This window comes from Pandoraea sp. (assembly GCF_004297875.1).
In the GTDB taxonomy this organism is placed as follows: domain Bacteria; phylum Pseudomonadota; class Gammaproteobacteria; order Burkholderiales; family Burkholderiaceae; genus Pandoraea.
This window is the reverse complement of sequence record NZ_SCSK01000038.1, coordinates 19886-46275: the sequence shown is the minus strand read 5'-3', so window position 1 is coordinate 46275 and position 26390 is coordinate 19886. Positions and strand designations below refer to the sequence as shown.

The 26390-nt window shown below is 65.4% G+C and carries 25 protein-coding genes and 1 tRNA gene; 13 read left to right on the top strand and 13 right to left on the bottom strand.

Features of this window, described 5'->3' with window-relative positions:
* The first annotated feature begins 115 nt into the window (after positions 1-115).
* Positions 116-565, top strand: a complete 450-nt coding sequence (locus tag EPN80_RS11415; RefSeq protein WP_293026932.1) for a DUF4019 domain-containing protein — start codon at positions 116-118, stop codon at positions 563-565.
* A gap of 45 nt (positions 566-610) precedes the next feature.
* Here the strand turns inward: EPN80_RS11415 and EPN80_RS11410 are convergent, their stop codons facing one another.
* A complete protein-coding gene (locus tag EPN80_RS11410; protein ID WP_293026930.1) occupies positions 611-2377 on the bottom strand; it encodes an adenosylcobalamin-dependent ribonucleoside-diphosphate reductase in 1767 nt (588 codons plus the stop codon).
* A 223-nt stretch (positions 2378-2600) separates the two neighbouring features.
* Here EPN80_RS11410 and ftsH point away from each other — a divergent pair, with 223 nt between their 5' ends.
* Together ftsH and EPN80_RS11400 are read left to right on the top strand one after the other, a co-directional pair.
* On the top strand, positions 2601-4529 hold the full coding sequence (gene ftsH, locus EPN80_RS11405) for an ATP-dependent zinc metalloprotease FtsH (protein ID WP_293026928.1): 1929 nt from the start codon (positions 2601-2603) through the stop codon (positions 4527-4529).
* A gap of 57 nt (positions 4530-4586) precedes the next feature.
* Positions 4587-5075 (top strand): pyridoxamine 5'-phosphate oxidase family protein, encoded by a 489-nt coding sequence (locus tag EPN80_RS11400; protein WP_293026925.1) that lies wholly within the window; start codon positions 4587-4589, stop codon positions 5073-5075.
* 72 nt (positions 5076-5147) lie between these two features.
* Here EPN80_RS11400 and EPN80_RS11395 read toward each other — a convergent pair whose 3' ends face one another.
* The 4 genes from EPN80_RS11395 to EPN80_RS11380 form a co-directional block, all read right to left on the bottom strand.
* The gene (locus EPN80_RS11395) at positions 5148-5351 is read right to left on the bottom strand and encodes a dodecin family protein (RefSeq protein ID WP_293026922.1); all 204 of its coding nucleotides are present in this window, start codon (positions 5349-5351) and stop codon (positions 5148-5150) included.
* A 127-nt stretch (positions 5352-5478) separates the two neighbouring features.
* Positions 5479-6135, bottom strand: a complete 657-nt coding sequence (locus EPN80_RS11390; protein ID WP_293026919.1) for a phosphoribosyltransferase — start codon at positions 6133-6135, stop codon at positions 5479-5481.
* A gap of 21 nt (positions 6136-6156) precedes the next feature.
* Positions 6157-6657, bottom strand: coding sequence for a BCAM0308 family protein (locus EPN80_RS11385; RefSeq protein ID WP_293026916.1), 501 nt, complete (start codon positions 6655-6657; stop codon positions 6157-6159).
* A 345-nt stretch (positions 6658-7002) separates the two neighbouring features.
* The gene (locus tag EPN80_RS11380) at positions 7003-7953 is read right to left on the bottom strand and encodes a LuxR family transcriptional regulator (protein ID WP_293026913.1); all 951 of its coding nucleotides are present in this window, start codon (positions 7951-7953) and stop codon (positions 7003-7005) included.
* A 504-nt stretch (positions 7954-8457) separates the two neighbouring features.
* Between EPN80_RS11380 and EPN80_RS11375 the strand changes: the two genes are divergently transcribed.
* The 7 genes from EPN80_RS11375 to EPN80_RS11345 all read left to right on the top strand — a co-directional run bounded on the left by EPN80_RS11375 (position 8458) and on the right by EPN80_RS11345 (position 16383).
* On the top strand, positions 8458-9432 hold the full coding sequence (locus tag EPN80_RS11375) for an ABC transporter permease (protein ID WP_293026910.1): 975 nt from the start codon (positions 8458-8460) through the stop codon (positions 9430-9432).
* 46 nt (positions 9433-9478) lie between these two features.
* Positions 9479-10687, top strand: coding sequence for a M20 aminoacylase family protein (locus tag EPN80_RS11370; RefSeq protein ID WP_293026907.1), 1209 nt, complete (start codon positions 9479-9481; stop codon positions 10685-10687).
* A gap of 46 nt (positions 10688-10733) precedes the next feature.
* Complete coding sequence (locus EPN80_RS11365) at positions 10734-12332, top strand: ABC transporter substrate-binding protein (RefSeq protein ID WP_293026904.1); 1599 nt, start codon at positions 10734-10736, stop codon at positions 12330-12332.
* Positions 12314-13264, top strand: a complete 951-nt coding sequence (locus tag EPN80_RS11360; RefSeq protein WP_293026902.1) for an ABC transporter permease — start codon at positions 12314-12316, stop codon at positions 13262-13264. The genes EPN80_RS11365 and EPN80_RS11360 overlap by 19 nt, the downstream gene beginning before the upstream one ends.
* Positions 13265-13271: 7 nt before the next feature.
* Entirely contained in the window at positions 13272-14273 is a 1002-nt protein-coding gene (locus EPN80_RS11355; RefSeq protein ID WP_293026899.1) for an ABC transporter ATP-binding protein, read from the top strand.
* Between the two features lie 13 nt (positions 14274-14286).
* Positions 14287-15294 carry an oligopeptide/dipeptide ABC transporter ATP-binding protein gene (locus tag EPN80_RS11350; protein WP_293026895.1) on the top strand — a complete coding sequence of 336 codons (1008 nt, stop codon included), beginning with the start codon at positions 14287-14289 and terminating at the stop codon, positions 15292-15294.
* Between the two features lie 84 nt (positions 15295-15378).
* Positions 15379-16383 carry a LysR family transcriptional regulator gene (locus EPN80_RS11345; protein ID WP_293026892.1) on the top strand — a complete coding sequence of 335 codons (1005 nt, stop codon included), beginning with the start codon at positions 15379-15381 and terminating at the stop codon, positions 16381-16383.
* A gap of 12 nt (positions 16384-16395) precedes the next feature.
* Here EPN80_RS11345 and EPN80_RS11340 read toward each other — a convergent pair whose 3' ends face one another.
* Positions 16396-17088: an amino acid racemase gene (locus tag EPN80_RS11340; RefSeq protein WP_293027289.1), complete on the bottom strand. Its 693-nt coding sequence runs from the start codon at positions 17086-17088 to the stop codon at positions 16396-16398.
* 150 nt (positions 17089-17238) lie between these two features.
* Between EPN80_RS11340 and EPN80_RS11335 the strand changes: the two genes are divergently transcribed.
* Complete coding sequence (locus EPN80_RS11335; protein WP_293026889.1) at positions 17239-18219, top strand: aldo/keto reductase; 981 nt, start codon at positions 17239-17241, stop codon at positions 18217-18219.
* Between the two features lie 47 nt (positions 18220-18266).
* Here EPN80_RS11335 and EPN80_RS11330 read toward each other — a convergent pair whose 3' ends face one another.
* Complete coding sequence (locus EPN80_RS11330; protein WP_293026887.1) at positions 18267-18986, bottom strand: FCD domain-containing protein; 720 nt, start codon at positions 18984-18986, stop codon at positions 18267-18269.
* 131 nt (positions 18987-19117) lie between these two features.
* Between EPN80_RS11330 and EPN80_RS11325 the strand changes: the two genes are divergently transcribed.
* The gene (locus tag EPN80_RS11325) at positions 19118-20638 is read left to right on the top strand and encodes a UxaA family hydrolase (protein ID WP_293026884.1); all 1521 of its coding nucleotides are present in this window, start codon (positions 19118-19120) and stop codon (positions 20636-20638) included.
* Positions 20639-20689: 51 nt separating this feature from the next.
* On the opposite strand, the gene EPN80_RS11320 is transcribed toward EPN80_RS11325, so the two are convergent.
* Positions 20690-20766 (bottom strand) — tRNA-Arg (locus EPN80_RS11320).
* Positions 20767-20855: 89 nt separating this feature from the next.
* Positions 20856-21185, bottom strand: coding sequence for a multidrug efflux SMR transporter (locus EPN80_RS11315; RefSeq protein WP_293026881.1), 330 nt, complete (start codon positions 21183-21185; stop codon positions 20856-20858).
* A 162-nt stretch (positions 21186-21347) separates the two neighbouring features.
* Between EPN80_RS11315 and alaC the strand changes: the two genes are divergently transcribed.
* Positions 21348-22562 (top strand): alanine transaminase, encoded by a 1215-nt coding sequence (alaC, locus tag EPN80_RS11310; protein WP_293026878.1) that lies wholly within the window; start codon positions 21348-21350, stop codon positions 22560-22562.
* Positions 22563-22577: 15 nt separating this feature from the next.
* Here the strand turns inward: alaC and EPN80_RS11305 are convergent, their stop codons facing one another.
* From EPN80_RS11305 to EPN80_RS11290, 4 genes are read right to left on the bottom strand one after another with little or no spacing between them, the layout of a single operon-like run.
* Positions 22578-22991 (bottom strand): PPC domain-containing DNA-binding protein, encoded by a 414-nt coding sequence (locus tag EPN80_RS11305; RefSeq protein WP_293026875.1) that lies wholly within the window; start codon positions 22989-22991, stop codon positions 22578-22580.
* Positions 22988-23524, bottom strand: a complete 537-nt coding sequence (locus EPN80_RS11300) for a hypothetical protein (RefSeq protein WP_293026872.1) — start codon at positions 23522-23524, stop codon at positions 22988-22990. The genes EPN80_RS11305 and EPN80_RS11300 overlap by 4 nt, the downstream gene beginning before the upstream one ends.
* Positions 23521-25188 carry an acyl-CoA synthetase gene (locus tag EPN80_RS11295; RefSeq protein WP_293027286.1) on the bottom strand — a complete coding sequence of 556 codons (1668 nt, stop codon included), beginning with the start codon at positions 25186-25188 and terminating at the stop codon, positions 23521-23523. The genes EPN80_RS11300 and EPN80_RS11295 overlap by 4 nt, the downstream gene beginning before the upstream one ends.
* Positions 25136-26302 carry an acetyl-CoA acetyltransferase gene (locus tag EPN80_RS11290; protein WP_293026869.1) on the bottom strand — a complete coding sequence of 389 codons (1167 nt, stop codon included), beginning with the start codon at positions 26300-26302 and terminating at the stop codon, positions 25136-25138. The genes EPN80_RS11295 and EPN80_RS11290 overlap by 53 nt, the downstream gene beginning before the upstream one ends.
* Between the last annotated feature and the right edge of the window lie 88 nt (positions 26303-26390).

Below are 26390 nucleotides of genomic sequence, written 5' to 3'. Positions count from 1 at the left end.
ACGGTCAAGATGCCGGGCGGGCTGTTCAACGCGAGTTATCGGTGCTACCTTGCCCGCTTAACGGAATTCTCGCCCACAAAGGACTCCTTCGATGCATGGGTTGAAACGAATCGGTATGTTGGCGATGCTCGCTGCGCTTCTTGGCGGCTGCTCGTCGATGGACCAGGACTGGCACAAATTATGGGGCGGCCAATCGCGGGCGGCCACGCAGGCCGATCCCACGCCAGCGCTGGCGGCGGCGGCCGCGCAGCGCTGGCTGGCAATTCTCGACAGCGGCAACTACGAAGCCAGCTGGAAAGCGGCGTCGCCCGCGCTGCAGGCCGGTGTGAGCCAGACTGATTGGGTCGCGCAAATGCGGACCGTCCGCGAGCCTTACGGCGCGAAGACCGCACGCGGCGATGGCGTGCTCGCGCGCCGCCATAGCGAAGGCGAGCCGTTCGACACGCTTTGCCTGCGCTATCACACCACCTTCGCGCATGGCACGGCCGACGAGACGGTCTGCATGAGCAGCGACAACGGCAAGACCTGGCTGACGAAGTCATACAGCGTGGTGCCTGCGCAATAACCCCGGCAGAAACGCTCGCGGCAAGAGTCCCACCGCAATGCAAGCTCAGTCGTGCGGCGGCCTGACGCACAGGATCCCCTGGCGCAACGCGGTAGGCCGGTAAGTCGTGCAGCCCTTGAGTCCGAGTCGGGCAGCGCGATCGTAGGTCGCGCGAAACGCCTCGAAACCGGTCTCGGCCGGCAGATTCACGGTTTTGGCGATGGCGTTGTCGACATACCGCTGCAACGCCGCCTGCATCTGCAATTGCGCGGTGGCCGACACCTCGGAGCTCGACCGGAACGCCGGGGGCACGCCCCGCGCATCGCCCGTCAATTCACGATACGCCAGCACCGCGCGGCTGTGCAGCGTCATCACGCGGTCGGTCTCGCCGCCATGCAGGCGCCGCTCGTACGAGGGCGCGAAAATTGGCTCGAGACCGCTCGACACATTGTTGGCCAGCAGGCTGATCGACCCGGTCGGCGCAATCGCCGTCAGGTGGCTGTTGCGAATTCCGGAGGCGGCAATGCCGTCGCGAATGTCCTGCGGCAATGCCGCAATGAATGGCGCCTGCAGATAGGGTTCGGTCGAGAATGCCGCGCAAGCGCCTTTTTCGGCGGCCAGCGCCACCGATGCGCGGTAAGCGCCATGACAGATCTCGCCCATCGCGCGCGCCGCGAATTTGCGCCCCGCTGTGCTGTCGTAGCGCAGGCCAAGCATCACGAGCGCATCGCCCAGCCCCATCAGGCCCAGGCCAAGCCTGCGCGCACCCTGCCCCACGGCCTGCTGCACCGGCAGCGGAAACGCCGAGATATCGTAGACGTTGTCGAGCATGCGCACGGCCAGTGGCACCAGGCGGCGCAGGGCCGGCCAGTCGAAGGCCGCCTGCGCGGTGAACGGCGCGACGACAAACGCCGTCAGATTGAACGAGCCTAGATCGCATGCGCCATAGGGCGGCAACGGAATTTCGCCGCATGGGTTGGTCGCGTGCAACCGCTCGCGGTAGGCCAGGTTATTGCAGCGATTGATGCGATCGATAAACAGCACGCCGGGCTCGGCCGTTTCATAGGCGTTGCGCAGAATCCCATCCCATAAAGTCGCCGCCGGTATCGTGCGTACCACGCGACCGGCGGCCTGGCCACCGGCCGGAAAGCGCAACGGCCAGGGCTCGCGCGCGGCCACCGCGGCCAGAAACGCGTCGCTCACGAGCACCGACAAATTGAAATGACTCAGCGCACCGGACTCCCGCTTGGCCCGCACGAACGCCTCGATGTCGGGATGGTCGCACGCCAGCACCGCCATCATCGCGCCGCGCCGCTGCCCGCGGGTTTCGACCGTCGCGCAGAGTTTGTCCCAGACGTGCATCCAGGCAACCGGCCCCGCGGCGAAGGCCTCGTGGCCCGGGGCCGACTCGCCGCCCGCCTGGCCACGCGGGCGCAACCCGGAAAAGTCCAGTCCAATGCCGCCGCCGGCCTGTAGCGTCAGGGCGCTCTCGCGCAGCGCCCTGAAGCGCGCGTCGGCCGCATCGGCCACATCGGGCATCACGAAACAATTGAGCAGACAGGCGTCGCCGCGTGTGCCGGCACCCGCCAGAATGCGCCCGCCAGGCACAAAGCGAAAATCCGCCAGCGCACGATAAAAGCGGCGCGCCCAGGCGCCTCGCGCGGAAGGCTCTGCCCCGGCCAGGGCTTGCGCCACGCGCCACCAGGTTTGTGCGACATCGCTCTCGGGCGACCCGCCGGGCGGCTGCCAGCGATATTTCGTCGCCCAGACGTGCCGCGCCACGGGGGCCAGCGGGTAACGCGCCGAGCGTGCTTCGATCTGCCTGTGCATCATGGGATTTCGCAGGGCTCCTTGCGCGCCGGACATTTTTCAATATTGCGCGCCCAGGCGACGTGCGTCTTGACGCGGGTCAAGGGCCACCCCCGCCGGACCACACCGCTTGACATAAATCATGAAGCGCCACAGCCGGCAGGCCTATAAACAAAGCTGACAGGACGGCCTCGCGCGCCGTGGTCGCCAGGCGCCGCCACGCGGTCTCCAACCAAGAACGTCATCGATGCCAAAACCCATCCTGGGCAACAAGCCCATTTTTTCGATCTGGCTGCTGATCGCCGCCGGGCTGATGCTGACCCTGATCTACGCGACGGCGCCCCGCAGCACGCCATTGCTGTATAGCGAGTTCCAGACGCTGCTGGCCGCGCACAAGGTCAACGACCTGACGATCGGCGCCGAGCAGATCACCGGCACGATCACCAGCGACGATCTTCAGGGCGAGCTACCCGCCGACAAGATCACCGCGCTCAAAACGCTCGGCAAGCCGCCCTATGCGTTTTCCACCGAGCGCGTCGCCGACCCCCAACTGCTCGACGCCCTTAACAAGGCCCGGATCCGCTTTACCGGCGCGCCGGCCAGCAGTTGGTGGAGCGTTGCGCTGTCGTGGGCGATGCCGCTGGTGCTGTTTCTGGTGTTGTGGAACATGATGCAAGGCTCCGCCGGGCGCGCCCGTTCGATGTTCGGCATCGGCAAGAATACCGCCAAGCTTTACCATCAGCGCACCACACAGGTCACGTTCGACGATATCGCCGGCATCGACGAGGCCAAAGGCGAGCTGATGCAGATCGTCGATTTTCTCAAGCGGCCCGAGCGCTACCGCCGGCTCGGCGGCAAGATTCCCAAGGGGGTGCTGATCACCGGCGCGCCCGGCACCGGCAAGACGCTGCTGGCCAAGGCGGTGGCCGGCGAAGCCGGGGTGCCGTTCTTTTCGATCAGCGGCTCGGCCTTCGTCGAAATGTTCGTCGGCGTCGGCGCGGCGCGCGTGCGCGACCTGTTCGAGGAGGCCAAGCAACAGGCCCCGTGCATTATCTTCATCGACGAACTCGACGCGCTGGGCAAGCGCCGCAGCGGCACTTACCTGGGCGGTAACGAGGAACGCGAGCAAACGCTCAACCAGCTGCTGGTCGAGCTCGATGGCTTCGATACCAATTCGGGCGTCATTCTGGTGGCGGCAACCAACCGCCCGGAGATGCTCGATGCCGCCCTGCTGCGGCCGGGACGCTTCGACCGGCACATTGCGATCGATCGGCCCGACGTCACCGGCCGCGAACAGATCCTGCGGGTGCATGCGCGCCACGTGCAGCTGGCGCCCGACGTCGATCTGGGCACCATCGCCGCGCGCACGCCGGGTTTCGCCGGCGCCGATCTGGCCAACATCGTCAACGAGGCGGCGCTGCACGCCGCGCTCGAAGACAAGCCGCAGATCGACATGCGCGATTTCGATGAAGCGATCGACCGTGCGATTGGCGGCATCCAGCGCAAGAGCCGGGTGATGACCCTCGAGGAGCGCTCCATCATCGCGTTTCACGAAGCGGGCCATGCGCTGGTCGCCGCAGGCCGGCCCCATGCCGACCCGGTCACAAAGATCTCGATCATCCCGCGCGGCGTCATGGCATTGGGTTACACCCAGCAAGTGCCCTCCGCCGACCGCTACTTGCTGCGCGCCAGCGAGGTGGCCGACCGGCTCGATGTTTTGTTGGGCGGCCGCGCGGCCGAGGAGATCGTATTCGGCGACGTGTCGACCGGGGCTGAGAGCGATTTGCGCCAGGCCACCGAACTCGCGCGCCAGATGGTGGCCCGCTGCGGCATGAGCGCGGCGCTGGGTCTGGCGTGGTTCGGCGGCGACGGCGAGCAGCCCGGCGGCGACGCGGCCGCGTTGCTCGGTCGCAGCGCGATCAGCGAGCGCACCGCGGCGCGCATCGAAGAGGAGATTGAGCGCATGCTGGCCGAAGCTCATGAGCGGGCGGTCAACACGCTCACCAACCGGCGCGCTCAGCTCGAGCGCCTGGCACAGGCGCTGCTGCAGCGCGAGGTGCTCGACCAGGAGGCACTCAAGCCGTTTTTGCAGGACGCCGCCTTGCCGGCCAGCACGCCATCGAGCCCGCTGATCGAGCCGCCGCCCGGACGGCCGCGCGCGGTGACGGGCACCTGATGCCGGAGGCGAAAAAACCCCGGCTCATCATCACGAATGCACCCAGCGAGGTTCACGATGTCGATAGATCCCGCAGCAAAGCGCGCCATTTTGAATATCATCGAGTCGGGGCGGGACATGTCGCTCGCCACGCTCAGGCGCGACGGTTATCCTCAGGCCACCCTGATCAGCTATGCGAACGACGGCCTGCGGCTGTATTTCGCAACGGCCCGCAATAGCGGTAAAGTCGCCAATATTCAGCATTGCGCCAAGGTGTCGCTGACGATCAATCTTCCCTATAACACCTGGAGCGACCTCAAGGCGCTGTCCGTCGCGGCCATGGCTCAGGTGCTGGCCGACGATGCCGCCGAGAGCATGCGAGCGCAGGCGCTGCTCAAGCAAAAATTCTCGACGCCCTGGGATGTCACGCCGCAAGACCCCACCGGGCAGACCGTGTATGTCAAGGTAACGCCGTGGCTGATCAAGATGCTCGATTACAGCCAGGGCTTCGGCCATCAGAGGCTGATCCGCCTGGATCCCGACGAGGCGACTGACATCGTCGCATGATTGCGCGGGTGCACCGACAGGCCGCCGCGGCTTGGCGCCACCCGGCGGCATCGGCGCCGGCCGCGCCTTGTCCTATTCAAGCTTGAAGGTCACTTTGGCATTGATCCGGTAGTTGACGATTTTGCCCTTATCAACTTCGGCCGACATGTCCTGGATGTAGAGCGACCTGATTCCCCGCAGCGACTTCGACGCCTTGTCGACAGCCTTCTGCGCGGCGTCTTCCCAACTCTTCGGTGATTCGGTCATGATTTCCACGACCTTGACGATTTGCGACATAACAACCTCCTTGGATTGAGCGTGCATGCGCACGATCGGTGGCATGCCAAGCCAAGCATGGGCGTGCGCAAAGCTGACGTGATGACCTAAATCAAGGCTGCTCGACGGTGCCCGCAGCGCGGGCCCATCAGTCCGGCGACTGGCCGGCAGCAGTTGGCGCGGCCTGCAGTAGCGCTTCGACGCGGGCATCTTCCACCTGGTCGAAATTCTCGAAATACTGGCCGACGCCGCCGAAATCGATACTCTCGTGCAGGCAGCAGATCTGGTCGGCGAACGCTCGGGCCCGCGCCAGCGCGCTGCTGGCCGCCACCGGCACCGCGCAGATCAGCTCCGCGGGCTGGCGGCGGCGCACGGCCTCGAGCGCCGCCGCCATCGAGGCGCCAGTCGCCATGCCGTCGTCGACCACGATCACGACCCGCCCCACCGGGTCCACCGCGCCGGCGCGCGCGCGGTAACGCAGCCCGCGCTCATGTAACACCTGCAATTGCCGCTGGATCTCACGATGCAGGTACTCCTGGCTGGCGCCAGCGGCGTCGGCAAACGGCTCGATCGACACGACTCCTTCTTCGTCGACGGCGCCCACGGCCAGCTCGGGGTTGCGCGGCGCGCGCAGTTTGCGTACCAGCACGGCATCGAGCTCGCCTTCAAGCTCGCGCGCGATGACCGCCGCCAGCACCATGCCGCCGCGCGGCACCCCCAGCACCAGCGGCCGCTTGCCGCGCCACGCGTGCAGCGCCTGGGCCAGCTTCAGCGCAGCGTCTTCCCGGTCCTTGAACAGTGCCATGACGCCCTCCTTTAGGCCGGGTTATCGCGACCAGATCACGCGCAACATGCTCTCGGCCGTCGCGCTGCCCATTTCCATATGCCCCTGGAACGCTCGCTTGAGCGCCTCGCCAATATCGCGCGCCAGGTGCGAGCCGGTCGTGGTAACGGTCACGCCGTCCTCGCGCGTGGTGACGGCCATGATGCGCTCCATCGGGTGCTCGCTTTTCATCTTGGCTTCGTGATGGCGGATCAGCGCCATGATTTCTTCCTGGTGCTCGTGCAGGAACGTGCCGCTGAGCTCGACCTGCCCGGCCGGCATCTGATCGTGAATTCGACGGCAGGCGGGGCACGTCACCTGATCGGCGTCGTCCGGGACTGCCGCCCAGCTCCAGCGGCCATTCACGTAGACCGCGCCGCACACTTCGCAAGCGGTAGGTTCATGAAACTTGGCCGTCGGCCGGTAGTTATCGTGGATCGGATTGCTATCGAGCTTGTCCCAGCGGGCGGGGCGGACCGTTTCCGAACGTTGGCGTGACTTCATGGCTGCTCCTTGCGCCTGCGGCATGCCGCGGGCTTTGACATGGGCCGGCGCCAGGTCGCCGGACTCGTCGAACGCCGGGAGGCATCCGCGCCACATCCGAAGCGGCATGCGAAGGCCGGCGATTCGCATTAACTCTTTTTTGATGATGACAGTGATCCGGCCGACAGGATTGATGTGCGTCAAGGGGGACGCCGAAATGGCGTGAGGGCCGGGGAAGATCGAACAGGCCGGATTCGCGGATCACCCGGCGAAACTGCGTTCTCGCGTCGGTGAGCCATGCCCCTGCAAGCCCCCGGGCATGGTCATGAAATCGCGCATGGAAGCGGCCCGCCGGGCCGCCCCACGTCACACCAACAGGCCTTCCAGCCGAGCGTCCGGCGAGCGAGACTGGCTCGGCGCCTGCGGCAGTGCCGCCATCGCCGCGTTGACCAGTTGCACGCGATTGCGCACGGCGAAGCGTCGTCGCATCTGGCGCAGGTGGTAGTCGACGTTATACGACGACAGATTGAGGCAGTAGGCGATTTGTTTGTCCGACAGCCCGCGGCTCAGGCACTGCAGAATTTCCTGCTGCAGCGGCGACAAGGCGCGCTTGTCGGACGGCTGAGCCGGCGTCGTGATGCGGGCGTACTGGGTGATGAACTCATGCACGCACAGGCCGAGTGTGACGGCCTGCCCGAAAATGCCGTCGACGATCCATTGCCGGCTTTGCGCGCGCGAGAGCAGACTGATGAACGTCAGCTCGCTGGCATTGGCGGGCGAGCCTAGCGCCAGGCAAATGCCGCTGCGGATGCCGCTGCCCAGCATGTCCTCGATGAAGCGCCGGCCCTCGTTGGTCCAGCCGGCCTTGCCCAGGCTGCGCTCGAGATCCTCCACATCCCATGCCAGCGGCAAGCAGGTATGCGCGCTCTCCTTCAGACGCGGATCGATCAAATAGTGCCGCTCGGCGAAATAACGCTCGGTCCACTCCGGGTTGGCATAACTGGTGAAAACGGTACGCGGCGCAAAGCCCTCGGACGACGGCAGCATGGTGCCGTAACCAAGCCATTCGAAGCCAATCGTGTAGAGCGTGCCGCGCACCAGCCGCTGGCGGTCGGCAGCGCCTGCCGCGGCGCGCAAATCCCTGACCAGGCTCGGTACGCCGCCAGGACGCTCACGACCGGTGTCGGTCACTTTGAGCTGGGTTTCGTCGAAGCAGATGAATTCCTCGCCCGGCGATCGCTTCGTCAAAGCCAGTGGCGGGGGCGCCGCCATCGCGCCCGCACGCCCGTTCTCCTTGATGCAAGTCGTCAGATCCATCGTTATTATTTCCCACGTATGTACGCCGTGCGGCATCCTGGCAGGGAGCGCCGCGGCCAGTTTCTAAAAACTGCTTTACGCGAGAATGCCTGTGCCGGGCGACTGGACCTCGACGCCTTCTGAGCGCGCTCCAATCTGGCGCTGGGGAAAAGCGCCGCCGCGTTCCGTCGATGCGCGCCGGCGTGACTCATAGCCAAGCATCCGATTCCCAGTTTCTGCCGCCGGGCAGCGGCCAACAAGCATCCGTTTGGAACAGCAGCCTTCGTCGTTTTCGAACGCTCTGATCGCCAGACTGTACAACGGTTTTCGTCCGTCCGCGGCAGTGTTATGCTGCGTCGAAGGTTACAGGTATTCGTAGTTGTGCATGACACAAAATTGTCGCTAACATCCGGTACCCCTCGACTCGAGGCAGACCAGGAAACGCTACTAAAACAATACGCGGCGGCTTTGCCATGCCGCTGCGGCAAAAATGTTAACTAGCGCTTCGAACCGTACACCGACGCCATGCTCGCTTTCGTTGTCCGCCGCCTGATTCAGGCCCTACTCGTCATGCTGACGGTCGCGCTCATCGCGTTTCTGATGTTTCGCTACGTCGGCGATCCGGTGACCTTTATGGTCGGGCAGGATGCGACACCGCAGGAGCGCGCGCAACTGCGCACCGAACTGGGCCTGAACAAGCCGCTGCTGGTACAGTTCGGCACTTTCGTCGTCAATAGCGCACGCGGCGAGTTCGGCGTCTCCTATCAGGAAGGACGCAAGGTGTCTTCGCTGATCGAGGAGCGCATGCCCGCCACCCTGGAGCTATCGCTGTGCGCCTCGGTGCTGGCCATCGCCATCGGCTTGCCGCTCGGCGTCTACACCGCACTGCGGCGCGGCTCGCTTGGCGCCCAGACCTTACTGACGGTGTCGCTACTGGGAATTTCCCTGCCGACCTTTCTGATCGGCATTCTGTTGATCTTCCTTTTTTCCGTGGTGCTGCACTGGCTGCCTTCCTACGGACGAGGCCACGTAATCGCGCTCGGGCCCTGGACGACCGGCTTCGCCACTGTCGATGGCTGGCGGCACTTGATCCTGCCGTCGATCACGCTGTCGCTGTTTCAACTGGCCCTGCTGATCCGTCTGGTGCGCGCCGAAATGCTCGAAGTACTGCGTACCGACTACATCAAGTTCGCCCGGGCGCGAGGCCTGACGCAACGCGCGATTCACTTCGGCCACACGCTCAAGAACACGCTGGTGCCGGTCATCACCATCACTGGCCTGCAGCTGGGCGGCATCATCGCCTTCGCGGTAGTGACCGAGACCGTATTCCAATGGCCCGGCATGGGCCTGCTGTTCATCCAGTCCGTGGAGTCGGCCGACATTCCGGTGATGGCCGCCTATTTGTATTTGATCGCGCTGATCTTCGTGGTGATCAACCTGGTGGTCGATCTGCTGTACTTCGCCGTGGACCCGCGCTTGCGCGTGGGACGCGCTCATTGATAGGCATTCGTCGTTCCCATTACATTCAGACCAGAGTTTCAATTCAATGGACAATCGTCTTTCCCAGCCATCGCCGATGGCGGCCATCAACCAGTTTCACGGCGACCTGATCGCCATTCGGCATGATCTGCACGCCCATCCCGAGTTGGGTTTTGAAGAATTGCGCACCGCGCGCATCGTGGCCGAGACCCTGGAGCGGCTCGGCATCGAGGTGCATCGCGGCATTGGCCGCACCGGCGTGGTCGGCGTGATAACCGGACGCGCGACCGGCAGCGGTCGCATGATCGGGTTGCGCGCCGACATGGACGCGCTGCCGATCGTCGAGGAAAACGAATTCGGTCACCGTTCGACCAAGCATGGCCTGATGCATGGCTGCGGCCACGACGGCCACACCACGATGCTGCTCGGTGCGGCGCGTTATCTGGCGCAGACGCGCAATTTCGACGGCACCGTCGCGCTGATTTTCCAGCCGGGCGAGGAAGGCTGCGGCGGCGCTTCGGCCATGCTCGAAGACGGCCTGTTTGAACGCTTTGCCTGCGACGAGGTGTACGGCATGCACAACTGGCCGAGCCTGCCGCCGGGCAAGATCGGCATCAATCCCGGGCCGATGATGTCGGCCTGCGACCGGGTCGAGATTCGCATCGAGGGTCGCGGCGGGCATGGCGCGCATCCTTATATGGCGGTCGATCCGATCGTGGCGGCCGGGCACATCATCGCGGCCTCGCAAACCATCGTCGCACGCAATGTCAATCCGTTCGACTCGGCGGTGGTCAGCCTGTGCGCGGTCGAGGCCGGCAACGCCAAGGCCTTCAACGTGATACCGCACACGGCCACCCTGATCGGCACCGTGCGCACCTTCAATCCGGTCACGCAGGACATGGTCGAGGCGCGCCTGCGCACGCTGTGCACGCAAGTCGCGATGGCCTTCGGCGCCACGGCCACGGTCGAGTATGTGCGCATGAACCCGGCCACCATCAATACCCCCCACCTCGCGCATTTCGTCGCTGATGTGGCGCAAACGCTGGTTGGCGCGGACAATGTGGTTCGCGACCTGCCGCCGTCGATGGGCTCGGAAGACTTTGCCTTCATGTTGCAGCGCAAACCGGGCGCCTATGTGCGCATTGGCCAGGGCGGGCTCGAGGGCGGATGCGTCCTGCACAATACCCGCTACGACTTCAACGACGACATTCTGCCCCTGGGCAGCGCGCTGTTCGCCGCGTTGGCCGAACGCTCGATGCCGCTCTCGGCACCCTGAGTTGCAGCACCGGTAACACAACGAAGACAAGACAAAGGAGATATCCATGAAGTTGAGCCACTACTTTCGGCATCAATGGCGCGCCCTGGCGCTGGCCGCCGGCCTGGGCCTGGCGCTGGGTACCGCGGCGCATGCGGCCACGCTGAAATTCGCCAATCAGGGAGATGCGCTGTCGCTGGACCCCTATTCACTCGACGAGACGCAGCAACTCTCGCTGTTGGGCAATGTGTTCGAGCCGCTGGTCGGGCGCGGCAAGAAGCTGGAACTGGTGCCGGTGCTGGCCACCGACTGGAAGCAGACGGCGCCTACCGTGTGGCGCTTCGATCTGCGCAAGAACGTGACTTTCCAGGACGGCACGCCGTTTACCGCCGACGACGTGATTTTTTCGCTCAAGCGCGCGCAGGACACCGGTTCCGACGTCAAGACCTTCGTGCAGCAGATCGCCGAGATCAAGAAGATCGATGACCACACGATCGATGTGATCACCAGGCAGCCGTTCCCGATCCTGCCGCAAATGATCACGCAGTGGTACATCATGAGCCAAAAGTGGTGTGAGGCCAACAACGCCGTGCATCCGGCCGACAAGGCGAAGAAGGTGGAGAACGCCGCGTCGTTCAAGGCCGACGGCACAGGTCCCTACGAGATCGCCTCGCGCGAGCCGGGCGTGCGCACCGTATTCGAGCGCAATCCGCATTACTGGGGCAAGATCGAGGGCAATGTCGACAAGGCCGTCTTCACGCCGATCTCCAATGGCGCGACCCGGGTCGCCGCACTGCTCTCGGGCCAGGTCGACCTGATCGAGCCGGTGCCGCTGCAGGACGTGCCGCGCATCCAGGCCAATCCGGAACTGAAAATGCTGCAGGGGCCGGAGCTGCGCACGATCTTCCTGGGCATGGACCAAAAGCGCGACGAACTGCTGTACTCGAACGTCAAAGGCAAAAACCCCTTCAAGGACAAGCGTGTGCGCCAGGCGTTCTATCAGGCGATCGATATCGACCTGATCAAGCGCGTGGTCATGCGCGGCGCGGCGACGCCCACCAATTTGCTGCTCGGCCCGGGCATCAACGGCTTCTCGCCGGCGCTCAACAAGCGCCTGCCGTATGATCCGGCTGCCTCGAAGAAGCTGCTGGCCGAAGCGGGGTATCCGAACGGCTTCGAAGTGGGCATGAACTGCCCGAACAATCGTTACGTCAACGACGCGCAGATCTGCCAGGCGGTCGCGCAGATGCTCGCGCACGTGGGCATCAAGGTCGATCTGACGGTCGAGCCCAAGGCGACCTACTTCCCGCGCATCCTGTCGCACAACACCTCGTTCTACATGCTGGGCTGGTCGCCGAGCAGCTACGACGCGCAGAACGTGCTCAACGCGCTGGTGGCCACGCCCGATCCGAAGGTCGGTCAGGGCCAGTTCAACATCGGCGGCTACAGCAATCCGAAGATCGATCAGCTCACGCATGAGATCGCCTCGGAGAGCGACCCCGCCAAGCGCAATCAATTGATCGCCGAAGCGCTCAAGCTCGCCTCCGACGACATTGCCTACCTGCCGCTGCACCAGCAGGCGCTGGCATGGGGCGTGAAAAAGAACGTGCACGTGGTGCAGGTGCCCGACGACAACTTCTTCCTCAAATGGGTCTCGGTCAAGTGAGCGTGAGCGCTGCCGCCGGCAAGAGCATCCTGTCCCGCTGCCGGGACAGCGATCTCTTCCATAGCTTCGTGCGTTCGCCGCTGGCGATGGTCGCGGCGGTGATCGCATGCGCGATGATCGTCGCCGCGGTCTTCGCGCCCTGGGTCGCGCCGCACCATCCGTTCGACCTGAGCACGCTGAACCTGAATAACGCCCTGCTGCCCCCGGCCTGGGTGTCGCATGGCCGATGGGCGTTTTTCCTGGGCACCGACGATCAGGGGCGCGACGTGCTCTCCGCCATCATTTACGGCTCGCGCATTTCGCTGTTCATCGGCGTGGTGGCGGTGCTGCTCTCGCTGGTGTTCGGCGTCGGCCTGGGATTGCTCTCGGGCTTTTCCGGCGGTGCGCTCGATGCCGTCATCATGCGCGTGGCCGACGTGCAACTGTCATTCCCGTCGATCCTCATCGCGCTGCTCGTCGACGGCATCGCGCGCGCGATCTTTCCGCACGAGCTGCACGACCTGATCGCTTTTCCGGTGCTGATCCTGTCGATCTCGCTGGCGGGCTGGCCGCAATATGCGCGCACCGTGCGGGGCTCGACCCTGGTCGAGAAGCACAAGGAATATGTGCAGGCCGCTCGCGTCATGGGCATCTCGTCGCCGCGCATCATGTTTCGCCACGTGTTGCCCAACGTGCTGGGGCCGGTGCTGGTGCTGGCGACCGTGCATGTGGCCACCGCCATCATCACCGAGGCGACACTGTCGTTCCTCGGGGTCGGCGTATCGCCGACTTCTCCCTCGCTGGGCACGCTGATCCGCACCGGCAACGACTATCTGTTCTCCGGCGAATGGTGGATCACGATTTTCCCGGGGCTCGCGCTGGTCCTGCTGGTGCTCTCGGTCAACCTGCTCGGGGACTGGCTGCGCGACGCGCTCAATCCCAAACTGCAGTGAGGTAGACGTGTCAACCCAAGCCACACCGCTTCTCGAAGTGCGCGAGCTGCGCGTCGAATTTCCCACACGCCACGGCGTGCTCACGGCCATCGACCAGGTCTCGTTGTCGATCGCACCGGGCGAAGTGCTCGGCGTGGTCGGCGAGTCGGGCGCCGGCAAATCGCTTACCGGCGCAGCCATCATCGGCCTGCTCGAGGCACCCGGACGCATCGCCGGCGGCGAGATCCGCCTGAATGGGCGACGCATCGACAATCTGCCGTACGAGCAGATGCGCCGCATCCGCGGCCGCGAGATCGGCGCGATCTTCCAGGATCCGCTGACCTCGCTCAACCCGCTGTACACGGTCGGGCGCCAATTGATCGAGACGATCCAGACCCATCTCGACCTCAGCCGCGGCGCGGCCAAAAAGCGCGCCATCGAATTGCTCGAGTCGACCGGCATCTCGGCGGCCAGGGAACGCATCGAGCATTATCCCCACCAGTTCTCCGGCGGCATGCGCCAGCGTGTGGTGATTGCGCTGGCGCTGGCCGCCGAACCCAAGCTGATCATCGCCGACGAGCCGACCACCGCGCTCGACGTGTCGGTGCAGGCGCAAATCATCACTTTGCTCAAGACGCTGTGTCGCGAGCACGGCACCGCCGTGATGCTGATCACCCACGACATGGGCGTGATCGCCGAGACCGCCGATCGCGTGGCGGTCATGTATGCCGGGCGCGTTGCGGAAATCGGCCGCGTGGCCGAGGTCATCCACCGGCCGCGCCACCCCTACACGGCCGGGCTGATGGCGTCGATCCCGTCGATCGCGCGCGAAGTCGAGCGGCTGCCGCAGATCGACGGCGCCATGCCGCGGCTGAACGCCATACCGCCGGGTTGCGCCTTCAACCCCCGTTGCCGCGAGCGCTTCGCGCCGTGCACCTCGCAGCGTCCCGAGCTGTTCCCGGCCGGCGAAAGCCAGGCGGCATGCTGGCTGCACGAGCCGCGCGCGGCGACGCCCGCCCCCTCTCCCTGAAAGGAACACAGGCATGCAAACGGCATCCGCCCCTGAACCGCTGGTCAAGGTCGACAACGCGGCGCGCTACTTCGACGTTTCCGCCTCGTGGCTCGACCGCCTGCTGCAGGGCAAGCAGCGCAGCACGCTGCGGGCGGTCGACGGCGTGTCGTTCGACATTGCCCGAGGCGAGACCCTGGCCCTGGTGGGCGAGTCGGGCTGCGGCAAATCGACCATCGCACGGCTGCTGGTGGGTCTGTACGGACTCACGCGCGGCGCCATTCATTTCGAGGGTCATCCGATCGCGGCGCTGGCCACGCGCGAGGGCCGCCATCTGCGCCAGCGCCTGCAGATGATTTTCCAGGATCCCTACGCCAGCCTGGATCCGCGCTGGCGAGTCGGGCACATCATCGCCGAACCGCTGCAGGCGCACCGCCCGGACATGAGCCGCGCCGAGATGGAACAGCGGGTCGACGAATTGCTGGGTCTGGTGGGCCTGAGCGCCGCCGACAAGGTGAAGTATCCGCATCAATTCTCCGGCGGCCAGCGCCAGCGCATCTCGATTGCCCGCGCGCTGGCCACCCAGCCCGATTTCCTGGTGTGCGACGAGCCAACGTCGGCGTTGGACGTGTCGGTGCAGGCACAGGTGCTCAATTTGATGAAGGATCTGCAGCAGCGCATGGGGCTGACCTACCTGTTCATCTCGCACAATCTGGCCGTGGTGCACCATATCGCCGATCGTGTCGGTGTGATGTATCTGGGCCGCATGGTGGAAATCGCGCCCAAGCGCGAACTGTTTGCGCATCCGCGCCACCCATACACGCGCATGCTGCTCGACGCGATTCCGGATCTGAACATGACCGGCAAGGCCAGGACGCCCGTGGCCGGAGAAGTTCCCAATCCGCTGCGCCCGCCGCCCGGCTGCACTTTTCATCCTCGCTGTCCGCACGCCAACGAGCGCTGCCGCCGCGAGACGCCGGCGCCGCTGGCGCACGGCGCCGCGACGGTGGCATGCCACGCGGTTCAGGAGGCACGGCTGTGACCAAACACAGCGCATGGCCCCGGCTCCTCGGCCAACCGGCCGTGCGGGGGGACTGACATGGCTGCCGCCAAGAGGAGTGCCATCGTGCAAAAAACACTTCAGACAGAAGAGACCGGCGACTATGACGCATTGCTCGATGGCTTGCCGAGCGCGCCTGCGTCAACCTCGCGCGCCACGGTGCCGCCGATCACGCGGCTCGACTTTTTTTCGCTCAAATTATTCGCCGATGTGGTCGAGCTGCGCAATATGACCAAGGCCGCCGAGCGCAATTACCTTGCGGCTTCGGCCGCCAGCAAGCGCATCTCCGATCTGGAAGAGATGTTCAGCACGCAATTGCTGTATCGCCTGGCGCGCGGCGTCGAACCCACGCCGGCCGGCTACGTGCTGTATCGACATGCGCAGAGCACGCTGGGCGGCCTGCGGCAGCTCAATGCCGAGCTGTCGGAATACGCGCAGGGCGTGCGCGGCCAGATTCGCGTGTTCGCCAGTCTGGCGGCGGTGATTCAGTTTCTGCCGGACGATCTGGCGAAATTCCGCGAATCGCATCCGGACGTGCGGGTCGATCTGCAGGAGCAGTCGACCTCCGACACGCTGGAGTCGGTCACCAGCGGGCTGGCCGATATCGGCATCGTCTCGCCGGTGGTCGAGTACCCGGATGCGCTGCAGTTCTGGCATTACCGCGCCACCCGTCTGGTGTTGGTGACGCCGGCCGTGCACCCCCTGGCCAAGCGCAAGTCGATCAAGTTCTTCGAGGCGCTCGAGCACGAGTTCGTCAGCCTGACCAACGGCGGCGGCTGGGATCGACTCGTCACGCAGGCGGCCAACGCCTACAACCAGATCGTTCGCACCCGCGTACGGGTCGGCAGCTACGATGCCGCATGCCATATGGTGCGCGCCAAGCTAGGCATTTCGATCGTGCCCGGCGAAATCGCGGCGGGCTACAGCAAAAGCCTGGGCATCAAAATGATCCGCCTGGACGAACCGTGGGCCGAGCTTTCGCTGGATATGTGCGTACGCGACTACAAAACGCTGGCCGTGCCGGCCCGCCTGTTCATCGATCATCTGCTGGGGCGCAAGCCGGGCGGCTGAGAACCGTGCGCGTCAGGCCTGCGCGGCGCGGCGCAGCGCCGCCTTGGCCAGCAGGCGGGTCGAGTCGAAGGTTGGCAGCGGTGAATTGGCGTCGCTGATGATCAGCGGAATTTCGGTGCAACCAAGTACCACGCCGTCGCAGCCGGCCTGCTTCATGCCGCCGATGACGCGCTGGAAAACCGCGATTGCCTGGGGCGTGAAAACGCCATTGACCAGTTCCTCCATGATGATGCGGTTGATTTCGTCGCGCTCGGCGTCGCTCGGGCGCACGTAGCCAATGCCCCGCTCGGCGAGCTTTTCCGGATAGGTGTCGCTGTCGACCAGCCAACGCGTCCCCGTCAGGCCTACGCGCCGACAGCCCCGCGCGGCCGCTTCAGCGGCCACCACCTCGGCGATATGCAACCAGGGCAGCGGCGACCTCGAGGCGATCAGCGGCAGCGCCTGGTGGATGGTGTTGTCGGGGCAGATCAGGAAATCGGCGCCGACGCTCGCAAGCTTGTTGGCCGAGGCCAGCATCAACTCGCACACCCCTTGCCAGTCGTTGCGCTCGAGACATTCGACGTACTCGGCGAGCGACGGGGTATGCATCGTAACTTCAGGGTGGCCGTGCGGCCCGAACCATTGCGTGCCCTCGCTGCAGATGGTGCGATAGCACAGCGCCGCGCCCTCGGCCGAGCAAGCCACGATACCGATGTGTAGAGACATGGCGATGGGTAATGAGAGTCCGATGGATAAATGCATCATCGCACCACCGGCGCCCGGCGGCAACCGGGCGTTGGCCTGCAGCCCTCGGCGAATGGCCCTACAATCGGGACTCGCTTTTCCCTCCACTCCTTGTCTCGATCAGACCTGCTTATGAAAACCGTCAAACTCGGCTCGACCGGCGTCGACATTTCGCGCATCTGCCTCGGCTGCATGACCTACGGCGTGCCCGAACGCGGCAATCACCCGTGGACCTTGCCGGAGGCGCCCAGCCGCGCGCTCATCAAACACGCACTGGATGCCGGCATCAATTTTTTCGACACCGCCAACAGTTATTCGGACGGCACCAGTGAAGAGATCGTCGGCCGGGCCTTGCGCGACTATGCCGCGCGCGACGAACTGGTGGTTGCCACCAAGGTGTACTTTCCGATGTCGAAAGCACCCAATGGCGGCGGGCTCTCGCGCAAGGCCATCATGCAGTCGATCGATGCCAGCCTGAAGCGGCTCGGCATGGACTACGTCGATCTGTACCAGATTCATCGCTGGGACTATCACACGCCGATCGAGGAAACGCTCGAGGCGCTGCATGATGTGGTCAAGGCCGGCAAGGCGCGCTATATCGGCGCCTCGTCGATGTATGCGTGGCAATTCGCCAAGGCGCTGCATGTGGCAGACCGGCATGGCTGGACCCGCTTCGTCACCATGCAGGATCATTACAACCTGCTGTACCGCGAAGAGGAACGCGAAATGCATCCGCTGTGCCGCGACGAGAAAATCGGCGTGGTGCCCTGGAGCCCGCTCGCGCGCGGCCGTCTCACGCGCGACTGGGACGAGAGCACCGGGCGCATCGAGTCCGACGCCTACGGCAAATCCCTCTATGCAGCCACCATCGATGCGGACCGGGCCGTCATCGAGGCAGTCGCGCGAGTGGCCGAGCAGCGTGGCGTGCCGCGTGCGCAGGTTGCGCTGGCATGGGTTCTGAGCAAGTCGGTCGTGTCCGCGCCGATCATCGGCGCCTCCAGGCCGCAGCATATCGACGACGCCGTCGCGGCCCTGTCGCTCACGCTCACCGACGAAGAAATCGCGCTGCTCGAAGCGCCTTACGTGCCGCACCGCGTGGTCGGCTTCGTGTAGACGGCCAGAGCCCGCCGGACGCTATGGCGCGGCGCGGCTGGGCCGATTCAGCCGCCGCAGCGAAACTGCTGGCCGACGAAGTCCAGATGCTCGCGCATCGCCTCGAAGGCGGCCTGCGGCTTGCGCGCGCGCACGGCGTCGAACACTCGCTGATGCTGCGCCAGCCGGGCCAGCGCCCGCTGGCGGGCCTTGGCATTGTCGCCCGCAGCGTCATAGGTATTGCTGATTATGTGCTCGCGCAGCAGCGTGATCACGCTGGCGTGGAAGTGATCGAGCATGATGTTGTGCGATGCGCGCGCCAATGCCGCATGAAACGCCGCATCGGTCGCGGCCTCCTCATCCACCTTGCGCGCATGGACGGCCAGTTGCATGCGCTCGAGAATCTCGGCCATCGCGGCCAATTCATCGGCGCTTGCGCGCTCGGCGGCAAAACGCGCCGACGCACATTCGAAGATGAGACGAAATTCGAGCGTATCCGAACGCATCGGCGCGCTCTCGGCGATCAGTTGCAGCCACGGCGCGCTCGGCCGCGCCGGTTGCGCGCCGACCACGAACACGCCGCTGCCGCGCCGGGTCTCGAGCAGGCCGCGCGCGACCAGCCGCTGAATCGCTTCGCGCACGGTAGAGCGTGAGACGCCGTGCGACTCGGCGAGCGCGCGCTCGGACGGCAGGCGCGTCTGCTCGCGCCAACTGCCTTCCAGTATCTGGCTTTCCAGTTCCTTGACGACGCGCCCGAGCAGGCCCCGAGCGACAGTGGGAGTTGTCATGGCGAAATCTCGCTCGAATGTGGTCAGACCAATTTGCCCGACCGGCTCGCATTATTTCACAATTGCCGCCAGGCCCGGCGCGCGCCTTTGCGATCGCGTCGCGGCAACTCAATCACTTCCGAGGAGACAACATGCAGACGCAGGTATTGCTGATCAAGCCGCAGGACGATGTGGCGATCGCGCGCAACGCACTGAGCGCCGGTACGGTGCTGGCGGAACTGGACGGCATCGTCGCGCGCGACGATATTCCCGCGGCCCACAAGATTGCGGTACGCCCGATCGCCGAAGGCGCGCCGGTACGCCGCTACGGGCAGATCATCGGCTTTACCACGCGCGCCATCGCGCCCGGCGAGCACGTGCACGTGCACAACCTGTCGATGGGCACGTTCGACCGCGACTATGCGTTCGGCAGCGACGTCAAGGCGGTGGCTCCGGCCGCGGCGCCGGCGACGTTCCTGGGCATTCGGCGGGCCGACGGGCGGGTCGCGACGCGCAACTACATCGGCGTGATCAGCACGGTCAATTGCTCGGCCACGGTCAGCAAACTGGTGGCCCGCCATTTTGCCGCGCCCGGCAAGCTCGACGCCTACCCGAACGTGGATGGCATCGTGCCCATCACGCACAGCTTCGGCTGCTGCATCGATCACAACGGCGAAGGCATCCAGCAGTTGAGGCGCACGCTGGGTGGCTTCGTCAAGCATCCCAACTTCGCGGCCGTGCTGGTGATCGGCCTTGGCTGCGAAGCCAATCAGATGGGCGCGATGTTCCTGGCCGAAGGCGTCAACGCCGGACCGACGGTAGTGCCGCTGGTGATGCAGGAGCTGGGCGGGACGCAGAAAACGGTCGATGCGGCCATCGCGGCGATCGACGCCATGCTGCCGGCGGCCAACCAGGTCAAGCGCGAGCCGCTGCCGGTGTCGCACCTGAACATCGCGCTGCAATGCGGCGGGTCCGACGGCTATTCGGGCATTACCGCGAATCCGGCGCTGGGCGCTGCGGTCGACTTGCTGGTACAGCATGGCGGCACGGCGATTCTCTCCGAAACCCCGGAGATCTATGGCGCGGAGCACCTGCTGACGCGCCGGGCGATATCGCGCGAAGTCGGCGAGAAAATCGTCGAGCGGATTCACTGGTGGGAAGATTACGCGCAGCGCGAGAAAGGCAGCATCGACAATAACCCGACGCCGGGCAACAAGGCCGGCGGGCTGACCACCATCCTCGAGAAATCGCTCGGCGCAGTCGCCAAGAGCGGCTCGACGCCGCTCATGGGCGTGTATCGCTATGCCGAGCCGATCGACACGCACGGCCTGGTGTTCATGGACGCCCCGGGCTACGATCCGATGGGCGCCACCGGCCAGATCGCCAGCGGCGCCAATCTCGTGGTGTTCACCACTGGCCGCGGCTCGTGCTTCGGCGCAAAGCCAGCGCCCTCGATCAAGGTGGCGACCAACACGCCGATGTTCAATCGGATGAGCGACGACATGGACGTCAATTGCGGCGACATCATGGACGGCGGCGCAACTGTCATGCAAAAGGGCGAAGAGATTTTTCACGCCATCCTGCGCGTAGCCTCCGGCGAGCGGAGCAAGAGCGAGGCACTGGGTGTCGGCGACGAAGAATTCGTGCCGTGGATGATCGGCGCGCAGATGTAAGCGCCGCGCAAATGACGCGCCGGCCTGCCGACGGCGAGCCGGCACGCTGGCTGGCCTGCCCAGAGGGACTCGAACCCCCGACCCTCAGCTTAGAAGGCTGATGCTCTATCCAGCTGAGCTATGGGCAGCCATGCGGTGCGCCAGCGTGCGCACCGGGGCGAGATTATAACTTACTCCCCGCCAGCCGCCATGCCGGGATGCGTGGCGCCCGCCGCGCTCAGTGCGTACCGGCCTTTGAAAACAGGTTGAGCACCAGCACGCCGCTGACGATCAGCGCCATGCCGATGATGGCGGGCGCGTCGAGCCGTTGCTGATAGACCAGCCAGCCGACCAGCGACACCAGCACGATACCCAGCCCCGACCAGATCGCATAAGTGATGCCGATCGGGATTGTCCGCAGCGTCAGCGACAGGCAATAGAATGCCACGCCATAGCCGGCGACGACCAGCAGCGATGGTCCGATGCGAGTAAAACCGTCGGCCGCCTTGAGCGAGGATGTGGCGATCACCTCGGCGACGATGGCGATCAGCAGGTAAGCGTAGGCCATGGCAATTTTGTGTGGCGCGATGGGAAACGCCGCCGACTTTACCATGCGCGAAAACACGCCCGGCACAGTGCCCAAACGCGCCGTCTGCTGCTACACTGCCTGCACGGCGCGCTCGCGCCGTACGTCGCTCGGACGGTCCGGGCGCTTACGTTCAGGAAAATCATGTCAGGCTCTCAAGGCTCGCGCAGCTTTGCGCGTATCAATCGTCTTCCCCCCTACGTTTTCAATATCACCGCCGAGCTCAAGATGGCGGCCCGCCGGCGCGGCGAGGACATCATCGATCTGAGCATGGGCAATCCCGACGGCCCGACGCCACCGCATATCGTCGCCAAGCTGGTGGAGGTCGCGCAACGGCCCGATACGCACGGCTACTCGGCCTCCAAGGGCATTCCGCGCCTGCGGCGCGCGATTTCGCATTGGTACCGCGACCGTTACGGCGTGGCGATCGACCCCGATACCGAGGCAATCGCGACGATCGGCTCGAAAGAAGGACTGGCGCATCTGATGCTGGCCACGCTCGATCGCGGCGATACGGTGCTGGTGCCCAACCCAAGCTATCCGATTCACATTTACGGTGCGGTGATTGCCGGCGCCGACGTGCGCTCGGTGCCGATTCTGCCCGGGGTGGACTTCTTCGCCGAACTGGAACGTGCGATCCGCGAGAGCTATCCGAAGCCGCGCATGATCATTTTGGGGTTTCCGTCGAATCCGACCGCGCAATGCGTCGAGCTGGATTTCTTCGAGCGCGTGGTGGCGCTGGCCAAGCAGCACGACATCCTGGTGGTGCACGACCTCGCCTACGCGGACATCGTCTTCGACGGCTGGCGCGCGCCGTCGATCATGCAGGTGCCGGGGGCAAAAGACATTGCCGTCGAGTTCTTCACGCTGTCCAAGAGCTACAACATGGCCGGTTGGCGCATCGGCTTCATGGTGGGCAACCGCGATCTGGTCGCCGCGCTCGCGCGCATCAAGAGCTATCACGACTACGGCACTTTCACGCCGCTGCAGGTCGCGGCGATTGCCGCGCTCGAAGGCGACCAGCAATGCGTGGCCGAGATCCGCGCTCAGTATCAGCGGCGCCGCGACGTGCTCTACAAGGGGCTGCACGAAGCGGGCTGGCCGGTCGACCTGCCGAAGGCCTCGATGTATATCTGGGCGCGTATCCCGGAACCCTACCGGGCGCTGGGCTCGCTCGAATTCGCCAAGCGCCTGCTGGCGCAGGCCAAGGTGTGCGTGTCGCCCGGTATCGGCTTCGGCGAGTATGGCGACGAATACGTGCGCTTCGCCCTGATCGAGAACGAAGCGCGCATCCGCCAGGCGGTGCGCGGCATCAAGGCGATGTTTCGCGAAGACGGACTGGTCGCCGCCGGCGTCTGAGCATGGGCGGTGCGCTCAGGCGCCGCCCGGCAGCCACTCCTGCAAGGTCACCTCGATGGTGATGAAACACCGGTTGGCGCCGCGCACGAAGCGGCCCGCATACATGCGGCCGTCGGTGTCGGCCACCACCCCATGCAGCACCGGGGCACGCCCATCGGATGCGGCGCCCGCCTCGCCGAATACGTTGAGAATTTCGATGCCGGGGCCGGTGACCACCCGCTCCCGCCAATCGTCGCCGACGCGGTAGGCCAGGCGGGCCTCGACCAGGCTGCCCACCGCGCCGCGCACGACCGCGCGGCGGATGCCGTGCCCGGCGCACAACGTCTCGAGACTCTCGGTCAAATCCTGGTCGGGCTTGAGCCGGGCGACGACCAGGCGCCCGAGCGCGCCGGTTTCGATGGCCACATCGGCCGGGGCCAACTCGTTCATGAAGCCACTCCGCGTATGGGGTACAGCAGATTGAAATGGGTCTCCAGGTCTTCCCGCGTGACGTATCCGCCCTCGATAAACAGGCAAAGCCGCGCCACCACCGGTTCGCTGCCGGCCCAGGTGTGATCGAGAATCAGGTGGCCGCCGTGCAATTCGCCGGCGGAGTCGCTGAAGCCGGCGTGACAATGCAATAACGGCGTGCCGTCGGGCGCGCGGCCGATGGTCAGCGCGCCGCTGACGAGGTCGACTTCCTCGGCAACGTCGACCGGCGCACCGTACCCGAACGGCCGCTTGGACTCGCCGGTATGCACCATCATGTGATAGCGCAGGCCGCGCGCGGTGCCAGCGCACAGGCGGCCGACGCCGCCGCCGTGCGCATACCGCGCCAGGGCCCGGCGCAAGGCCTGCCCGAGGTTGGCGCCGCTGGGCACGCTCACACGCAGCTCGTGCCGCCCTTCGAGCACGCAATCGACGATGCGCGGCAGCAGCGGCGGACCATTATGTGCAAACGCAGAGGGTTGCCGGGGCGTCATAGGCGAAAGTCTCCGCGCTCTTCGAGCAGCGCCTTGATCTGCTTTTTGACGATCTTGCCGTAGCCCGACTTCGGCATGGTGTCCCAGAATACGAAGCGGCGCGGCCATTTGTACTTGGCGATACGCGCCTCGAGATGGCCCAGCAACTCGCCCGCTTCCGCATTCATGCCGGCCTTGGGCACGATCACCGCCAGTCCCGATTCGCCCCACTTGGGATCGGGCACGCCCAGCACGGCCACCTCCGATACCGCCGGGTGGGTCAGCAAGGCCTCCTCGATTTCGCGTGGGTAGACGTTCGATCCGCCCGAGATGTACATGTCGGAGGCGCGACCGGTGATATACAGGAAACCCTGCGCATCGACATGACCGATGTCGCCGGTATGGAACCAGTCGTGCTTGAAGGCCTTGGCGTTGGCTTCCGGATTGTTGTGATACCCCATGAACACGGCGGGCCCGCGCACGCAGATTTCGCCGGTCTCGAACGGGGCCAGGCGCTTGCCCTGCTCGTCGAGAATGGCGATCTCCATGCCGGTGCGCGGCTGGCCGCAGGTGCCCAGCCGGGCATCGGGCGATTGATCGTCGTCGGTATGCAGCCACGGCGGCAGCACGGTGATGTTACCCGTGACTTCGCCCAACCCGTAGTACTGGACCAACACCTTGCCGAGCTTGCGCAGCGCGGTCTTCTGGTCGGCCCGGTACATCGGCGCGCCGGCATAAATGACGTGCCGCAGCGAGCTGTGATCGTAGCGCTCGACCGACTCGTGCTCGACCAGCATTTTGACAATGGTCGGCACCGTGAACATATTGTCGACCCGATGCCGCTCGACGGCTTGCCAGACCGCCTCGGGCTCGAGCTTTTCAGACGGCATCAGGATGCTGGCCGCGCCGCGCGCGGTGTTGACGATGGCGTGAATGCCCGCACCATGCGAGAGCGGAGCCACCACGATGGAGCGGCAGCGATAGGTCAGGCCTGGCATCAGGTCAGCCAGGTGATTGGTCACCACGAACGCCATCTGGCCGTGCGAGAGCATGCCGGCCTTGGGGTGCCCGGTGGTGCCGGAAGTGTAAAAGAACCAAAGCGGATCCTCGTGCTCGACCTCGGCCTCGGCGAGCGCGGCGCCGGCATGGCGCGCCAGCAGGTCCTCATAATGTTGCTCGCCGGGACGCGGCGCGCCGATCGCGATGACGTGCTCGAGTCCGGGCGTTGCCGCGCGCACCGCGTCGACGTGCGCTTCGAAGCCCTGGTCGTACAGCATGACGCTGGCGCCGCTCGATTGCCCCAGATAGGCCGCCTCGGCCGGCGTGATGCGGAAGTTCGTCGGCACCCAGACGGCGCCGAGTTTGAACGCGGTCCAGGCGCTCTCGAAAATCGGCAGATTGTTGCGAGAGTGCACCAGGATTTTGTCGCCCTGGCGCACGCCGAGCTCGCGCAGCGCCGCCACCGCGGCGTTGACGCGCGCATCGATTTCACCCCAGGTCCATTGGCGCTCGCCGATGATCAGGCCGGGCTCGTCGGGATAACGGCGCGCCACGTCGGACAGCAGCCGCCCCAGATTCATGACTTTTTTGAGCATATGGTTCGCTCTCTTTTCTTCCGGTTCTTGGGTGCGGTCAAACCGCTTCGAGGATGCTGACGTAGTTGGCCACCGCCGCGCCGCCCATATTGAACACGCCCGCCAGGCGCGCCCCGGGAATCTGCATTTCGCCGGCGCTGTGGGTGAGCTGCATGGCGGCCATGACGTGCATCGACACGCCGGTCGCGCCGATCGGATGCCCCTTGGCTTTGAGCCCGCCCGAGGCGTTGACCGGCAGCAGTCCGTCCTTTTCGGTGAGCCCCTCGGCGACGATGCGTGCGCCCTGCCCACGCGGCGCCAGGCCCATCGCTTCGTATTCGATCAATTCGGCGATCGTGAAGCAGTCATGCGTTTCGACCAGCGACAGGTCCTTGAGGGACACGCCGGCCTGCGCGAGAGCGCCGCGCCAGGCGCGTTCGCCGCCTTCGAAGGCAAGCGGGTCGCGCCGGCTCAGCGGCAGATAGTCATTGACCTGCTGCGCGGCCCGAAAGCGCACCGCATGGCGCATGCCGCGCGCGGCCTCGCCAGCGCTGACGACCACCGCGGCGGCGCCGTCGGACACCAGCGAGCAGTCGGTGCGCTTGAGCGGGCCGGCCACCAGCGGATTCTTTTCAGAGACGTTGCGGCAAAAATCGTAGCCAAAGTCCTTGCGCAAATGCGCATAGGGGTTGTGCGTGCCATTGCGATGATTCTTGGCGGCGATGCGCGCCAGGGCGTCGGACTGATCGCCATAGCGATCGAAATAAGTTTGAGCGATCTGCCCGAAGACCCCGGCGAAACCGCCCGGCGTACCGGCTTCCTCGCTCGCGTAAGAGCATTTGAGCAGGATGTCGCCGACTTCGCGCGTGGGCAGCTCGGTCATCTTCTCGAAGCCGATCACCAGTGCGTGGCGCGCTCGCCCGCTGTCGATCGCATCAAGCGCGGCATACAGCGCCGCCGATCCGGTGGCGCAAGCATTCTCGCAGCGCACCGCCGGCTTGAAGCGCAGTGCGGGCAAGCGGTTGAAGACCAGCGAAGAGGGAAAGTCCTGGTAGAGGAAACCGCCGTTGAACGTGCCGACGAAAATCGCGTCGATCTGCTCGGGATCGAGCCCGGCGTCTTGCAACGCCGCCGCGGCGACGTCGCCCAGCAGCGTTTCGGCCGGCAGGTTGTCGAGTTTGCCGAACTGGGAGTGGCTCCAGCCGGTTAGGCAGGCAGTGGTCATGCGTGTCTCCTTATGGGATATGGCGGCACTTCATGCAAGTTCGATGCCAGGCCGGCCGCCGCGGACGCGGCGGGGCCGGCGTGCGACG